Raw genomic sequence first — 15,239 nt, 5'->3', positions numbered from 1 at the left:
CCCCCGCGTCCCTTATTTGGGCGAAAGCCTACCGGGGACACGCATGCCCGCCACCCTCGTAAGTGGGCCTGACCACCACTTCGGGGACTTCTGGAAGTAAATCTTCCTTAACACCAACGAAATAGTCGGAGGGCTTTCACTTTAGTGACGGAGAGCACGCCTTGTTATGGTCCGCCAATGCACAAGCCCGCCCAAACGAGTACCCCGATCGCGTCGATCCTGGCCGCCAGGTGGAGCCCTCGCGCCTACGACGAGGCCGCCACCGTCACCGACGACCAGGTCCGCGCGCTGCTCGAAGCGGCCCGCTGGGCGCCGTCGTTCGGCAACACCCAGCCCGCCCGTTACCTGGTCGGCCTCCGGGGCACGCCGTCGTTCGACCGCGTCCTCTCGACGCTCAACTCGGGCAACCGCGCGTGGGCTCATCGCGCCGGGCTGCTGCTGATCGGCGTGATGGTGACCACCAACGAGAAGGGCGAAGTCCCCTACGCCGAGTACGGACTGGGCCTGGCGAGCGAGAACCTCGTGCTCCAGGCCGTCGAACTCGGCCTGATCGCGCATCAGATGGCCGGCTTCTCCGCCGAAGCGGCATCGGACTTCTTCGGCCTGCCCGACGACGTCGTCCCCAAGGTCGCCATCGCCGTCGGCCACCCCGCGGATCCTTCGGTACTGGAAGAGGACTGGCGGATCGAGCGCGAGAAGGCGCCACGCGAGCGGGTCCCGCTGGCCGATTTCGCCTACACCGACGGCTGGGGCACGAGCGCCTTCTCCGACTGAGGGAGCCAACGCAGGGCGAGGACGCCGAGCCCGACATGCAGCAGGCTCAGCACCGCGACGGCGGTGTGCAGACCCGCGACGAAGGCCTCCTTCGCGTCAACGGCGGCCGTGGGCGCGATACCCGGATGCTGAAGGGTTTCGCCGAGCGTGGGCGCGAGGCCCGGACCGGCCAGGCGGAACACCAGCGCCGCGAGCGACCCCATGAGCGCGATCCCCAGCGCGTTGCCGATCTCGTTGCTGGTCTCGGCGATCGCGCCGGCCGCTCCCGCCCGTTCGGCGGGCACCGCGGCGACGGCCGTGTCGGCCACCACGCTGAACGAGATGCCGTAGCCGACCCCGGCGACCACGGTCGAGGCGACGTACCAGCCCGCCCCGCCCGTGACGCCGGTCATGAGCAGCAACGCCAGCCCGAGGGCTATGGAGAAGTGGCAGGTGACCAGGGCCGCGCGCTTGCCGATCCGGTCGACCAGCGCCGGGGTGACGACGCACATCGTGGTGAGCACGGCCGCGCCGGGCAGCGCCAGCAGCGCCGCGTGCAGCACGGGCAGGCCGAGCACGGACTGGAGGTGGACCCCCGACAGGTACGCGGCCGCCGACCACGCGGCGAGGGGCAGCAGCCCGGTGACGACCGCGATCGTGAAGACGCGGTCGCGGAACAGGGAGAACTCGATCAGCGGGTGGTCGAGACCACGCTGGCGCCGGACGAACCACGTCAGCAGCCCGGCCCCGGCGATCCCCGCGGAGACCGCGAGGACGGACAGCCCGTCGGCGGCGGCGTGCTTGATCCCGTAAATCGCGAGCAGCAGACCGGCGGCCGAGAGCACGACGCTCAGCGCGTCCACGCGTCCGGGCCGCGTGGCCCGCACCTCCCGGAGCAGCACCGGCGCGAGCGCCAGGAACACCACGATCACCGGCAGGTTGACCAGGAAGACCGAACCCCAGGGGAACCGCTCCAGCAGGACACCGCCGACGACCGGGCCGATCGCGAAACCGGCGGCGAACGCGGCCGCGAAGACACCGATGGCCCGCGCCCTCAGCCGGGGGTCGGGGAAGAGCTCGCTCAGCACGGCCAGCGCCGACGGCAGCAGCGTCGCGCCCGCCAGCCCCATGAGCGCGCGGAACGCGATGAGCAGTTCCGGGCTCGGGGCGAACGCCGCCGCGGTGGAGGCCGCGCCGAACACCGCCGCACCGATCATCAGCAGCTTCCGGCGGCCGTAGCGGTCGCCGATGTTGCCGAACGCGATGAGCAGCGAGCCGACCGCGAAGCCGTAGACGTCCAGGATCCACAGCGCCTGATCGGCCGTCGGGGTGAGCGCCTGGCTGATCCTGGGCATCGCGAGGAACAGGATCGAGCCGTCCATCGAGACCAGGAAGACCGGGCAGAGGATCACCAGCAGGCCGAACCAGGCCCGGTTGTGCTGTCTTGTCATGCCCTCGACGGTGGGCCGGCCCGTCGAGAGCAACCAGCCCCGCGCCGTGGGTACACCCAGCGGGTACACCCACGCGACCCCGAACGAACCTACGCTCGGAGTCATGGAAAGCCTCGGCGTGTACCTCAAGAGCCGTCGTGACCGGGTGACCCCCGCCGAGATCGGCCTGCGCACCTACGGCACCTCCCGCCGCGTGCCCGGCCTGCGCCGCGAGGAACTCGCCCAGCTCGCCGGGGTGAGCGCCGGGTATTACACGCGGCTGGAGCAGGGGCTGGCCGAAACCGCTTCACAGCAAGTGCTCGACGCGCTCGCCCGCGTCCTCCGGCTCGACGACGTCGAAACCGTGCACCTGCACAACCTCGCCCGGCGGTCCTCGCTCCCGGAACTGTCCGACCCCGGCCCGGAGGACCCGCATCCCCGCGTCCTCGCGCTGCTGGAGAACCTCGCCGAATCCGTGCCCGCCGTCGTGCTCGGCAGGCGCGGCGACGTCCTCGCGTGGAACCGCGCGGGGCACGCGCTCACCGCCGAACACGTCGACTTCGCTTCACCGGCGGATCCCGGGCGACGGCCGTCCGTGCCGCGGATGTTCTTCCTCGACCCGCTCACCAGGAACCTGTTCGGCAACTGGGCCGAACTCGCCCGCGTCCACGTCGCCTACCTGCGGCTGACCGCGGGCCGGTATCCCACCGACGCCCGCCTCGCCGGGCTCATCGGCGAACTGACCATGCGCAGCGACGAGTTCGCGACGCTCTGGGCCACCGGCGACGTCGCCGACTGCACCGTCGGCGCCATGCTCCTGCGGCATCCGACGGTCGGCGCGGTCGACGTCGACTATCAGGTGTGGCTCCAGCCCGACAGCCCCGGCCACCGGCTGGAGATCTACACGCCGAAGGACCCGGGCTCCGCCGACGCGCTCAAGATCCTGAACCGGTTTGATCGCTAACCTGGGGTCATGGGGGCTTTGCGCAATCTCGTCCGCAACGAATCCCGCACGATGGCCGGGCTTTGGCTGTATGTGAGAGGCCGCAAGGACGGCATCGACGGGGACGCCGTCGCGGTGCCGTACGGCTCCAGCGGTAAAGCGATCTTCATCGTCATGGCGGTGGTGAGCGCCGTCGAAGCGGGTCTCTTTTGGTTGATCGACTTCGGCATCGTCGTCGACGTGGCGCTGCTCGTCCTGGGCGTGTACTCGGTGCTGCTGGTGTTCGGGATCTACGCCGGCACCGTCGTCCGGCCGCACGTGGTCTCCTCGCGTGAGGTGCGGGTGCGCTGGAGCTCGTTCTACGACGTGCGGATCCCGCGGGAGAACGTCGCCGCGCTGCGGCATCTGCAGGAGAGCCACGACCCGCTCAAGGCGCAGAAGTTCCGCGACGAAACCTGGTTGAGTCACGACAATTTCTACGAGACGAACCTGATCGCCGAACTGCGCGAGCCGGTCACCGTGACCCGCCCGCTCGGCGCGACCGAGACCGTCCGCGTGGTGAAGTTCCAGGCCGACGACCCGAAGGCCGCCGTCGAGGCTTACGAACGGCTCGGCGTCAGTTGAGAGACGTGGTCCGGTCCACGATCATGCGGGCGACCTCGACGACGCTCTCGTCCAGCGAATAGGCGTGCGCGCGGATGAGGGCCAGCGCGTCCGAGGCGGTGCACTGGTGGGTGTTCATGACCATTCCCGTGGCCTGATGCACCACGACCCGCAGATCGCTGTCACCGAACAGCGGATGCACGGGGAGCCCGTCCTCGACGTCGAGCCGCGTCCCCGGATGCAACGCGGTGTCGGTGAGGACGTCGGCCACCACCTTCGCCGAACGGGCGATCGCGGCGTCCGGTTCGGGTTCGGGCCGATACGCGATGAGGCTTCCCAGCGGTGATTCCGGCAGCCCCAGCCGGGCCGACACCACCGCCCGGACCCCGAGTTCCCGCGCGGCGGGGCCGAACCGGGGCCACCGGCTCATCAGTTCCCGCTCGCCGCAGACCCCCAGTTGGAAGGGGGTACCCCGGGAAGGCCCTTCGCCGAAGAGGTACTCCAGATCGTTCGCCCTGGCGGCGACGGTGTCGGAGACGACGACCGCCGTCCCGCTCTCGTCCTTGGTGAACAAGGTGACCGCGAGGCTGGGGATACCGGACGCCTCGGCCACCGCCGTCATGAACGCCGGGGGAAGTCCCGCGTGCCCGTCCCCCGCGGCCCAGCTTTTCACCGCGTCGACGTAACCCGCGTGCAGCTCGGCCGCGGCCCGGTGCCTGCTCTCGGTGGCGCGGTGGAGCGCCGCCATCCGCCGGTGGAACGGGCGCATGCTCTCGGGGGCCGTTTCCATCAGGGTTTCGTGACGCCGGGCCACGCTCGCCACGCGATCCGCACGTCGTCGTTCGGTCTCGACAAGTTTCCGCAGGGTCGCTTGGTCGTATCGGCCGCCTGTGCCGTCACCCATGGGCCGAGGGTACGCTCGCCGCCCTTTCCAGGATGTGACCCGGATGGCTGAGTGGCGCGGGTTCCCCGGTCTTACCGAGAGGACTAGCGTTGGTTGCCCATTTGAAAACGCCTCTCGATACTGCGAACGCAGGAAGGCCGATCTTTGATGCAGAATCGCGAAAGATGGGTCACCGACACCTTGGTGGAGCTGGCGGACACCCTCGTCCCCTCACTCGATCCGGCGAGCTACTGGCTCTGTGTGGCGGATCGGTACACCCAGCTCGTCGCCTCGTCGTCGGTCCACCTCTCAGCTGCCGGTGACCGCGCCACCCACCCGGTGGTGGTGAACACCGACGAAAGGCTCGGAAGATCACCGCTCGACCGGATCCTCGCCGAGGAGGGCCCCGGCGTCGACAGCCGGGACGGCGGGGAATCGGTCAACGTGCTTTTCGACGAAGCGACGACCCGATGGCCCCGGCTGTCCCCGGCCGCGCTTTCCCTCGGCTACCGGTCGGTCCACGCGTTCCCGCTCAGCCGTCGCGAGGACTTCCTCGGCACGGTGACGATCCTGACCACGGAGACCGCGATGCTGCCGACGACGGATCTGCGGGTCGCGCACGCGCTCGCCGACGTCGCGACGATCGGCATGCTCAACCACCGCGCGATCACCGGGCTGACCACGACCTCAGAGCAGCTTCAAGGGGCGCTGACCAGCCGGGTGATCATCGAACAGGCCAAGGGCCTGGTGTCCGCCCGGCTGGAGATCAGCCCGGAGGCGGCTTTCCTGTTGCTGCGCCGGTACGCCCGCAGCCACAACATGAAGATCGGTGAGCTGTGCGCGTCGCTGATGCGCCGCCACCTCACGGTCGACGAACTCACCGCACCCCTTCCGAGGCCCGTCAAAGCGGGCCGCCGTCGGTGATCCCGCGCGGCACGGAACTCATTCCCGTCGCTTCTCCATGAGCAGTACGACGCCGCTGCCCGGTCCGCTCAACGGCGAGCAGCTGACCGTGGCGGCGAACGCCCTCCCCTTCCGGTCCACCGCGTCGGTCTGAGCGGGCACGGCACGGTGCCCGGTCTCGTTGCAGAGCTCGACCATCTCGCGAAGCTCTTCGGTCGGCAGGCCGAAGTCGAGGGTGAAGAACTCCACGCCGTAGACCTCGTCGGCGCGCATTCCCCACAGGTCCTCCGCGCCCCGGTTCCAGCTGCGCACCAGGAGATCGCTGTCGAGGACGACCACGCCGGCGGCGACGCTGGAAAGCACTCCTTCGAGGAAAGTGCGGGCCTCGCCCAGTTCCGCCGTGCGGATCCGCATCTCCTCGTTCATCGTTTCGAGTTCCTCGTTGCCCGACTGGAGTTCCTCGTTCGTGGTCTCGAGCTCCTCGTTGGTGGACTGGAGTTCCTCGTTGGTGGTTTCCAGTTCCTCGATGCTCGACTGGAGTTCCTCGTTGACGGTCTCCAGTTCCGCGTTGGTGGACTGGAGTTCCGCGTAGGCCGTCGCGAGGTCCTCCTGTACCCGCTTGACCTCCTGCTGGAGCCGGGTGGCTTCGGTGGTGTCGATGAACGTGATCGACACACCGAGGTCCTCGCCCTCGCTGGTCAGGAGTGGCCTGATGACGATGTCGAAGTACTGCGTCTCGCCCTCGGTCTTCTCCCGCCGCACGGCGTTGACCCGGACGCTCCGGCGTTCCCGGTGCGCCTTGTCGATCAGGGATCTGAGCTCGATCGGCTGGTAGGAGATCTCCAGATCGCGGAAGGGCGTGCCCACCTTGTGGGAGGAGAGCCCGAACTGCAGTCTCGCCGCTCCGTTTATCAACACGACCATGCCGTCGCGGTCGATGCCCAGCACCGCGTCGGGAGAGGCCGCCAGCGCCAGCTCGACCACCTGGCGCCGGTTGATCTTCTCCGTCCCGGCGGCCGTCCGGGGATCGAACCGCGTCGCCCTCGGCGTCAGCCCCAGGCCCATACCCGGGCTCGTCTGGACCTTGAACACCCGGTTGCGCATGTCGGTCACCTCGAACCGGGAACCGTCGGCGAGCAGCATCTCGGCCTTGCCGAGGAACAGGTAGCCACCCTCGTTGAGCGCGAAGTGGAACCGTTCGATGATCTTCGCCTGCGCCTCGACGTTGAAGTACATCAGGGTGTTGCGGCAGACCAGCAGGTCGACCCGGGAGATCGGCGCGTCACGGGTGATGTCGTGCCTGCCGAAGATCACCCGGCGGCGGAGATCCCGGCGGAAGGCGAACATGGCCCCGTTCGGTTCGAAGTACTTCGTCTTCAACTCGTCGGGGAGCTTCTCCAGCGCCTTGAGGGGGTACACCCCCGCCCTGGCCTCGCGCAGGGCTTCTTCGTCGACATCGGTGCCGTAGATCTTGACCTGTTTGGTGCACGCCTCGATGCCGAGTTGCTCGGCGAAAAGGATCGCGAGGGTGTACGCCTCCTCGCCACTCGAACATCCGGCGCTCCAGATCCGGATCTCTTCGCCGGGACCGGCCCGCTCGATCAGTTCGGGGACGACGACCGTCTGGAGGTAATGCCAGGCCGCGGGATCCCGGAAGAAACTGGTGACATTGATCAAAATGGTGTTGAAGAGTTCCTGGAACTCTTCCGCGTTGATCTCCAGGAAATCCCGGTAATCCGGGTATCGCTCGAAGTTCACGGTCTGCATCCGTTTGCGGATCCGACGCGCGAGAGAGGTTCGTTTGTAACCGGTGAAATCGAAACCTCGTGAGTCCCTGATGAAGGTCAGCAAGGATTCGAGGTCTTGCTCGTCTTCGACTTCGCCGTCTTGCGCGGTCACAGTGATCTAGTTCCTTCTATCAAGGCCACCAGCGCACCCGCGATGTCGTTCAGCGGCAGCACCAGGTCGACCGCCACGGCATTCACCACGGCTTGTGGCATACCTTTGAATTCTGCGGTGCTCGGATCTTCGGCGACCACGGTACCTTCACGGGACGTCGCCGCCTTCGCACCCTTCGAGCCGTCGAAACCGGTACCGGTCAGCACGCAGAACAGGGCCGCCGGCCCGTAAACCTCCGCGACGGACTCGAACAGCAGATCGGCCGATGGCCGGACGAATCTGACCTTGTCGCTCTTCGACAGGACGAGCCTGCCGCCGGTCTCGACCAGGAGATGCCGGTCCGGCGGCGCGAGATAGGCGGCACCCGGCTCGGCCAGCTCGCCGTCCTCGGCCAGCTTCACCCGCAACCGTGACCGCCGGTCGAGGAGCTCGGCGAGAATCGTGTCGTGGTGGGGATCGAGGTGCTGGACGATGACCACGGGCACGGGAAAATCGGCGGGCAAGTCCCCCAGCACCCTGACGAGTGCCTTGACTCCGCCCGCCGAGGTCCCGATGGCGACGATCTGGTAGGCCGTCGACTCAAGGCGGCCGGGCATGGTCCAAGGGTAGTGCTCAGAGGCTAAGCGGAACCGCCGACGCGGCGGATGATCTTCGCGAGAATCCCCGTGACCACCATCCAGAAGACCGCGGCGATGCCGTAGTTGATCAGCACGCGGAGTTTGGCGTCCTCGGGCATGAAGAGATCCTTGAAGCCCAGCAGGAGCCCGTCGGCCCAGCCGCGGACGAACGAGACGATGCCGTTGTCGGAGTTCGCCTCACCGATCACGAAGACGACGTGCAGCACCAGGATCGCCGCGAAGATCAGTCCGACCCAGCGGACGACGCTCGCCAGTATCCCCGCCGCGCGGCCGCTCCCGGCCCGCCAGTCGACCTTGCGCCGGGTCGCCTGATCAGCGGTTTCCTTCTCTTCAGCGTGCTCGCCCATGCCGGGCAGTGTGGCACGCTCCCTGGTCCGATTGCTACCCGTGAGTAACCCGAATGGGCGCCACTTGAGTCACGGTTCGATCGCGGCCCGGGTTTCCTTCCGGGCGATCTCGCGGTTAAGGTGGCGTCGTGGCTCGAGCTCTCCTGCTTCGCTGCCGCGACGGGGCCTGATCGGACCGGCTCCCCGTCGCGGGGCTTCGTGGTGCCGGTCGTCGCACCCGATTCTTCAGGAGAACCGTCCCCTCATGAGCATCCGTAAACCCACTCGTCCTGCCCCTTCCGAGCAGGCTTCGTGGAACACCCAGCGCGGCACTTCGATGCCCGTACACCGCTATCGCCCCTGGTACGACCTGGTCGAGGACATCGCACTGCCCGACCGCACCTGGCCGGACAAGCGCATCGACACCGCCCCGCTGTGGTGCGCGGTCGACCTGCGCGACGGAAACCAGGCCCTGATCGACCCGATGTCGCCCGCGCGCAAGCGCAAGTTCTTCGACCTGCTGGTCCGCATGGGCTACAAGGAGATCGAGGTCGGTTTCCCGGCGGCGTCGCAGACGGACTTCGACTTCGTCCGCGAGATCATCGACGAAGGCGCCATCCCGGACGACGTCAGCATCCAGGTGCTGACCCAGTGCCGTCCGGAGCTGATCGAGCGCACCTTCAAGGCCCTCGAAGGCGCGCCGCGCGCGATCGTCCACATCTACAACTCGACGTCGATCCTGCAGCGTCGTGTCGTATTCCGTGAAGAGCGCATCGGCATCACGAAGATCGCTTCGCAGGCGGCCGAGCTGGTCGTCGACTACGCGGCGAAGCAGCCGGACACCGACTTCCGCTTCCAGTACTCCCCGGAGTCCTACACCGGCACCGAGCTGTCCTACGCGCTCGAGGTCTGCAACACGATCACCGAGATCTGGCAGCCGACGCCGGAGAAGCCGGTCATCCTGAACCTGCCTGCCACCGTCGAGATGGCGTCGCCGAACGTCTACGCCGACTCGATCGAGTGGATGCACCGGAACCTGGAGCGCCGCGACTCGGTGATCCTGTCGCTGCACCCGCACAACGACCGCGGCACCGGCATCGCCGCCGCCGAACTGGGCTTCCAGGCCGGCGCGGACCGGATCGAAGGCTGCCTGTTCGGCAACGGCGAGCGCACCGGCAACGTCGACCTGGTCGCGCTGGGCATGAACCTCTACAGCCAGGGTGTCGACCCGCAGATCGACTTCTCCGACATGGACGAGATCAAGCGGACCGTCGAATACTGCAACCAGCTGCCGGTGCACGAACGCAGCCCGTGGGCGGGCGACCTGGTGTTCACCGCGTTCTCCGGCAGCCACCAGGACGCGATCAACAAGGGTCTCGACGCGCTGAAGGCCGCCGCCGACAAGGCGGGGACACCGGTCGACGAGCACCCGTGGGAGGTCCCGTACCTGCCGATCGACCCGAAGGACATCGGCCGCAACTACGAGGCCGTGATCCGGGTGAACTCGCAGTCCGGCAAGGGCGGCGTCGCCTACATCATGAAGGCCGAGCACCAGCTCGACCTGCCGCGGCGCCTGCAGATCGAGTTCTCGAAGGTCGTCCAGCGGCACACCGACACCGAGGGCGGCGAGGTCGACCCGGCCACGATGTGGAACGCGTTCTCGGCCGAGTACCTGGAGCTGAAGACACCGCTGGAGCTGGTCCGCCAGCACGTACGGGACAACGGTGACGGCGAGTACGACATCACCGCCACCGTGCGGGTCGAGGGCGACGAGCACGAGGTCACCGGGACCGGGAACGGCCCGATCGCGGCCTTCTTCGACGCGCTGTCGACCGTCGGGTTCGACCTGCGGCTGCTGGACTACAGCGAGCACACGCTCTCGCCGGGCGACGACGCGCGGGCGGCGTCGTACATCGAGTGCGCGATCTCGGACCGGGTCTACTGGGGCATCGGGATCGACCCGTCGATCGTGACCGCCTCGCTGCGGGCCGTCGTCTCGGCGGTGAACCGGGCGAACCGGTAGCTTTCGCTTCGCGCGTGAAGGCCCCCTTCCCTCGGCTGAGCCGAGGGAAGGGGGCCTTCACGCGCTTCTACAGGGCCTTCACGGCGGCCAGGATGTCGGCCGGGTCGGTGCGGGTGGTGTAGTCCGGGTGGACATCGATGTAGCGGATGACACCCTCGCCGTCCACGACCAGGACGGTCGGGTACGGCAGCTCCCACTCCCGCGCGCCGTTGATCTTCTCGACGTCGCCGATGAGCGCGTCGAAGGTCGGCTTGATCTCCGGGTCCTGGCGGAACGTGATGCCGAGCTCGCGCCCGAGCTTGTTGTCCACATCGGACAGAACGGTGAACTCAAGATCCTTTGTGGACAGCGAGTCGTCCGGCAGCTGCGGGCTGACCGCGACCAGCTTCACGCCCAGATTCTCCAGCTCGGGCAGTAGTTCCCGCCGATAGGCGCGCAGGGCGAGGTTGCAGTACGGGCACCACGCGCCGCGGTAGAACACCACGACCGCGGGCCCCTCCGCGACCCGGACCCGCGCGCCGCCGGCGTCCGGCAGCGTGAAGTCCGGCATCGCCGTGCCCGGCTTCACCGCCGCCTCGACGACCAGTCCGACGAACTTCTCCCGGTCGGCCTTGAGCACCGGCGCCACCTCCTCCGGCACCTGTTCCGCGACGGCGGCACGCAGGTCGGCGAGGTCGGTGTTGAGATCCCCCATCGTCAGCTCCTTTGGTTGTACTGATCGGTACAGTGCGGCCGACTGTACTATTCAGTACATGAGTGGTCAACCGGCGAAGACCCCGCGGGGGCGGATGACGAGGGACGCGATCGTCGACGCGGCGGCCGAGCTGATGTACGTCAACGGCGTCGCCGCGACAAGCGTCGACAAGGTGCTCGCGGCCAGCGGGGCCGGAAAATCGCAGATGTACCACTACTTCAAGAACAAGGACGAACTCGTCGGGGCGGTCATCGACCGCTGCCTCGAACTGATCCTCGGCAACCAGCCCACGATCTTCGAACTCCGCGAATGGGCGGACTTCGACCAGTGGGCCCAGGAGATCCTCGCCATCCAGAGCACCCCGAAGGGCCCGGTCGCCTGCCCGCTCGGCAACCTCACCGGCGAACTCGGCGACGACCCGAAGGCGGCCCCGCTGCTGGACAAGGCCTACCGCGAATGGGAGTCCCATCTCGAACGTGGCCTGAAGTCTTTGCGGGAGAAGGGAAAGCTCGCTGAGGACGCCGACCCGGCCCGGCTCGCGCAGGCCGCGATGACCTGCCTCCAGGGTGGTCTGCTGATGGCCCACCTGCGGCACGACATCACGCCGATCGCCGACGCGCTCAAGATCGCGCTGGACCACCTGAAGAGTCACGCTCGCCCGTGAGCGCCGCGACCTCGTCGGCGAGCGCGTCGAGCACCTTCGCCACCGCCGGCCGCGAGGACGCACCGAGCCGGCAGACCGCCTCGACGTGCCGCGCCGCCTTGATCCCGGCGAGCGGACGGCAGACCAGGCCGCTGCCGCGCCGGGTGTCCACTGTGTACCGGGGCAGCAGCGCGATCCCGTGCCCCGCGGCCACCAGCCGTTCGATGATCCGGAAGTCGTTGATGCGCTGCACCACCCGCGGCCGCACGCCGGTGCGGATGATCAGCGACTGGAGGATGTCGTCCACCGGGAACCCGGCGTTGACGCTGATCCAGCGTTCGTCGGCCAGCTCGGCGAGCTCGATCCGGCGCCGCTTCGCGAGCCGATGCCCCGCCGGGAGCGCCACGTCGAGCGGTTCGCGCAGCAGATGCCGCGACTCCAGCCGTTCCGATCCGAGCGGCTCCGCGTGCTCGTCCCGGTGCGCCACCACGATGTCGTAGTCCGCGACGAGCCCCGGCACCTCGGGTGGCGTCATGTCGACGTCGCGCACGATGACGTCCAGCCCGTCGAATTCCGCCACCCGGTGCAGCAGGCCGGGCAGCAGCATCAGCCCGGCCGACTGGAAGATCGCCACCCGGACCCGGCCGCGCGGGGCACTGCGGTAAGTGTCCAATTCGGACTCCGCGCGATCGAGCGCGGCGAGCACGTCGTCCGCGCGGGCGACGAGCGCGCGGCCCGCGTCGGTCAGCCGCAGCCCGCGTCCGGCCGGCTCCGTCAGCGCGAGACCGACGTCACCCTGCAAGGCGCGCAGCTGCTGGGAAACCGCGGACGGGGTGCAGTGCAACGCTTTCGCGGCCGCCGTCACGCTGCCGCGGTCGGCGAACTCCCGCAGGGTCCGCAACCGGCCGATGTCCATGGCACCAGCATATGTGAAGCGAAACTGAACGGTCGCTGCAAATATTCTCGCTGGTCCTAAATGGTCATCCACGTCAGAGTGAAGACATGCCCGCCCGCGACCGTTTGCTCGCCCTGCTCGTCGTCGTCCTCTGGGGCTGCAACTTCCTCGCCATCCACGCCACCCTCGGACAGTTCCCGCCCGTCTTCGCCGGCGGGCTGCGCTTCGCGATCATCGCGATCCCGACCGTCCTGTTCGTACGGTGGCCGAAGGTGAAGATCCGCCACCTGCTCGGCTACGGGCTGGGCTTCGGCACCGGGCAGTTCGCCTTCCTCTTCATCGCGATGGACACCGGCATGCCGACCGGCCTCGCGTCTCTGGTGCTGCAGGCCTCGGCCCCGTTCACCGTCCTGCTCGGCGCCGTCTTCCTGCGGGAACGAGTGTCCGGACGGCAGCTCGCCGGGATCCTGCTCGCCGTCGCCGGGATGGCGACGATCGCCTGGCAACAGGCCGGGAACGCCGCCCTGCTGCCGGTGATCCTGACCCTGCTCGGCGCGCTGAGCTGGGCTTTCGGCAACCTGAGCACGCGACAGGCGGCACCGGACAACCCGCTGAACTTCGTCCTCTGGATGTCCGTGGTGCCGCCGCTGCCGATGTTCGCGCTGTCACTGGCGATGGAGGGCCCCGGCGAGATCGGGCGCTCGCTGAGCACCCTCGGCACGACCACCGGGCTGATCGGCCTCGGCGGGCTCGCCTACGTCGTGCTGTTCGGCACGATCGTCGGCTCCGGGATCTGGACGTCGCTGATGCGCCGCAACCCGGCGGGTGTGGTCGCGCCGTTCTCCCTGCTGGTGCCGGTGGTCGGGCTGTCGATGGCGTTCCTGGTCCTCGACGAGCGGCCCTCCCTGGTGGAGATCGTCGCCGCGGCCGTCGTCATCGGCGGCGTCCTGTTCGGTTCGACGAAGCGCCGCGCCCGCGAGCCGGACTTCCTCGCCGAAGCCGAAACGCCTCAGCCCACTGGCGTGCGGTGAGCCGTTTGGGCACGACGTCCCTGCCTGGGCTGGTGAACACCTGCCGCACGAAGTCCTGGTAGCGCTCACGATCCGCGTCGTCGACGAGCGGCCGCCCACGCCGGGTCATGGTGAGCAGACCACCGTTGACGCCGGGCCTCGGGCGGAACGCCTCCGCGGGCACCCGGCCCGCCAGCCGGAAGTCGAACCACGGCCACCACTGCGCGGTCATCATGGTCGCGCCACCGACCCCGGCCCGGCGGCGCGCCACCTCCCACTGCATGAGCAGGACGGCGTCCGTCCACCCGGGAGCGGCGAGGACGTGGCGCAGGGTCGCGGTGGTCAGGTGGAACGGCAGGTTCCCGACCAGCACATGGGGTGTCTTCGGCAACGGGAACCGCAGGAAGTCCGCGGTGACGATCTTCGTCGGCGGCTGGACGCGGCTCACCAGCCGAGCGGTGCGGCGGTCGTCGATCTCGACGCCGGTCAGTGGCCTGCCGAGCCGTTCCAACGGCAGGGTCAGGGCGCCGTCGCCCGTGCCGAATTCGATGATCGGCCCGGCCGTGCCGTCGACGAGCTTCACGACGGTTTCGATGGTGTTCCGGTCGATGAGGAAGTTCTGGCCGAGTTCATGACGGCCAGGACGATGTGTGCGCAAGGGATCTCCGCGGCTTCGAGGTGAGCCGGGCAGCACGAAGCCTGCCCGGCGATGACTCGCTAGGGCGGCGGTTCCTTGCTGGACGCGTGGGATCCGCCGCTAGGCGCGGCGGGTCCTGGTGAACGCGGATGCACACATGGCGGCGAAGCTACCCCGGGTCCGGATGCTTCCGCCAACGGTTTTCTATCCGGCGATCCGGGTGGTGCCGAGGTGTTCGACCGGACCGGACAGCGCGGCCTTGACCCGGCGGGTGAGGTCGTCGGTGAGCACCTCGGTCTCACCTTTCTCCAGCCCGTCGACGACCTGGCGGGCGACGTCGCGCGGGTCGTTCTTGGGGATGTCGAGCCCCTGGGTCATGTCGGTGTCGGTGTAGCCGAGGTGGACGCCCACGACCTGGGTGCCCTGCCCGGCGAACTCGATCCGGAGCGAGTTGGTGAGCGACCAGAAGGCCGCCTTCGACGCGCCGTAGGACCCCGAGCCGGCCGCCCACGACAGGACGGAGTGGACGTTGACCAGCGCTCCGCCGTCCTTGAGTTGCGGCGCAAACGCTTGCGCGATCCGCAGTGCCCCGAAGACGTTCGTCTCGAAGACCGGCCGGTGCGCTTCGACGTCTTCGCCGAGCAGCGAGCCGAGGCCGAGGACCCCGGCGTTGTTGAAGACGATCGTCGCGTCGCTCGCCGCGGCGGCCAGCGCGCGGACGGACTCCGGGTCGGTGACGTCGAGCGGGAGCGGGACGATCCGCGGATCGGTCTCCTCGCGCGGCGACCTGGCCGTCGCGTAGACCTTGGCGGCGCCGCGGGCGAGCAGCTCGGCGACGAACGCCCTGCCCAGTCCGCGCTGCCCGCCGGTGACCAGGACGACCGCGCCTTCGATGGAGGTCATAACTTGCTCCCTTGACAGAAGTGTTCTGCTTTTGCCTATGTCGTCAGGATGACTGC

The 15,239-nt window shown here is 68.5% G+C and carries 16 protein-coding genes; 7 read left to right on the top strand and 9 right to left on the bottom strand.

All coding sequences use genetic code 11. The features are described 5' to 3' along the window. The first annotated feature begins 177 nt into the window (after positions 1-177). Entirely contained in the window at positions 178-774 is a 597-nt protein-coding gene (locus IE302_RS23250; protein ID WP_191256591.1) for a nitroreductase family protein, read from the top strand. Here IE302_RS23250 and IE302_RS23245 read toward each other — a convergent pair. Beyond that, the gene (locus IE302_RS23245) at positions 735-2,204 is read right to left on the bottom strand and encodes an MFS transporter (protein WP_191256590.1); all 1,470 of its coding nucleotides are present in this window, start codon (positions 2,202-2,204) and stop codon (positions 735-737) included. The genes IE302_RS23250 and IE302_RS23245 overlap by 40 nt on opposite strands. A gap of 103 nt (positions 2,205-2,307) precedes the next feature. Between IE302_RS23245 and IE302_RS23240 the strand changes: the two genes are divergently transcribed. Beyond that, complete coding sequence (locus IE302_RS23240; protein ID WP_191256589.1) at positions 2,308-3,147, top strand: helix-turn-helix transcriptional regulator; 840 nt, start codon at positions 2,308-2,310, stop codon at positions 3,145-3,147. A 9-nt stretch (positions 3,148-3,156) separates the two neighbouring features. Further along, a complete protein-coding gene (locus IE302_RS23235; protein ID WP_229907909.1) occupies positions 3,157-3,750 on the top strand; it encodes a hypothetical protein in 594 nt (197 codons plus the stop codon). Here the strand turns inward: IE302_RS23235 and IE302_RS23230 are convergent. Beyond that, positions 3,743-4,633: an ANTAR domain-containing protein gene (locus IE302_RS23230; protein WP_191256588.1), complete on the bottom strand. Its 891-nt coding sequence runs from the start codon at positions 4,631-4,633 to the stop codon at positions 3,743-3,745. The genes IE302_RS23235 and IE302_RS23230 overlap by 8 nt on opposite strands. A 147-nt stretch (positions 4,634-4,780) precedes the next feature. On the opposite strand from IE302_RS23230, the gene IE302_RS23225 reads away from it, so the two are divergent. After that, complete coding sequence (locus IE302_RS23225; RefSeq protein ID WP_191256587.1) at positions 4,781-5,536, top strand: ANTAR domain-containing protein; 756 nt, start codon at positions 4,781-4,783, stop codon at positions 5,534-5,536. A gap of 18 nt (positions 5,537-5,554) precedes the next feature. On the opposite strand, the gene IE302_RS23220 is transcribed toward IE302_RS23225, so the two are convergent. The 3 genes from IE302_RS23220 to IE302_RS23210 are packed head-to-tail and all read right to left on the bottom strand — an operon-like array spanning position 5,555 to position 8,399. Further along, positions 5,555-7,414: a CheR family methyltransferase gene (locus tag IE302_RS23220; RefSeq protein WP_191256586.1), complete on the bottom strand. Its 1,860-nt coding sequence runs from the start codon at positions 7,412-7,414 to the stop codon at positions 5,555-5,557. Next, positions 7,411-8,010, bottom strand: a complete 600-nt coding sequence (locus tag IE302_RS23215) for a chemotaxis protein CheB (protein ID WP_191256585.1) — start codon at positions 8,008-8,010, stop codon at positions 7,411-7,413. Before IE302_RS23215 ends, IE302_RS23220 begins: the two co-directional genes overlap by 4 nt. A 23-nt stretch (positions 8,011-8,033) precedes the next feature. Then, a complete protein-coding gene (locus IE302_RS23210) occupies positions 8,034-8,399 on the bottom strand; it encodes a hypothetical protein (RefSeq protein WP_191256584.1) in 366 nt (121 codons plus the stop codon). A gap of 244 nt (positions 8,400-8,643) precedes the next feature. Between IE302_RS23210 and leuA the strand changes: the two genes are divergently transcribed. Next, positions 8,644-10,401, top strand: coding sequence for a 2-isopropylmalate synthase (gene leuA / locus IE302_RS23205; protein ID WP_191256583.1), 1,758 nt, complete (start codon positions 8,644-8,646; stop codon positions 10,399-10,401). 67 nt (positions 10,402-10,468) lie between these two features. Here the strand turns inward: leuA and IE302_RS23200 are convergent, their stop codons facing one another. Further along, positions 10,469-11,095, bottom strand: coding sequence for a peroxiredoxin-like family protein (locus tag IE302_RS23200; RefSeq protein WP_191256582.1), 627 nt, complete (start codon positions 11,093-11,095; stop codon positions 10,469-10,471). A 58-nt stretch (positions 11,096-11,153) separates the two neighbouring features. Here IE302_RS23200 and IE302_RS23195 point away from each other — a divergent pair, with 58 nt between their 5' ends. Then, entirely contained in the window at positions 11,154-11,759 is a 606-nt protein-coding gene (locus IE302_RS23195) for a TetR/AcrR family transcriptional regulator (RefSeq protein ID WP_373308014.1), read from the top strand. Here IE302_RS23195 and IE302_RS23190 read toward each other — a convergent pair. Further along, on the bottom strand, positions 11,716-12,654 hold the full coding sequence (locus IE302_RS23190) for a LysR family transcriptional regulator (RefSeq protein ID WP_191256581.1): 939 nt from the start codon (positions 12,652-12,654) through the stop codon (positions 11,716-11,718). The two genes, IE302_RS23195 and IE302_RS23190, sit on opposite strands and share 44 nt — an antisense overlap. A gap of 86 nt (positions 12,655-12,740) precedes the next feature. Here IE302_RS23190 and IE302_RS23185 point away from each other — a divergent pair, with 86 nt between their 5' ends. Further along, positions 12,741-13,664 carry an EamA family transporter gene (locus IE302_RS23185; RefSeq protein ID WP_191256580.1) on the top strand — a complete coding sequence of 308 codons (924 nt, stop codon included), beginning with the start codon at positions 12,741-12,743 and terminating at the stop codon, positions 13,662-13,664. Here the strand turns inward: IE302_RS23185 and erm are convergent. Next, the gene (gene erm, locus IE302_RS23180; protein WP_191256579.1) at positions 13,567-14,301 is read right to left on the bottom strand and encodes a 23S ribosomal RNA methyltransferase Erm; all 735 of its coding nucleotides are present in this window, start codon (positions 14,299-14,301) and stop codon (positions 13,567-13,569) included. The genes IE302_RS23185 and erm overlap by 98 nt on opposite strands. A 183-nt stretch (positions 14,302-14,484) precedes the next feature. Next, complete coding sequence (locus IE302_RS23175) at positions 14,485-15,183, bottom strand: SDR family oxidoreductase (RefSeq protein ID WP_191256578.1); 699 nt, start codon at positions 15,181-15,183, stop codon at positions 14,485-14,487. Positions 15,184-15,239 lie beyond the last annotated feature (56 nt).

The sequence above is a fragment of the Amycolatopsis oliviviridis genome, from assembly GCF_014654365.1.
GTDB lineage: Bacteria > Actinomycetota > Actinomycetes > Mycobacteriales > Pseudonocardiaceae > Amycolatopsis > Amycolatopsis oliviviridis.
The sequence above is the reverse complement of the archived record's forward strand: the minus strand, read 5'-3'. Positions and strand labels throughout refer to the sequence as shown.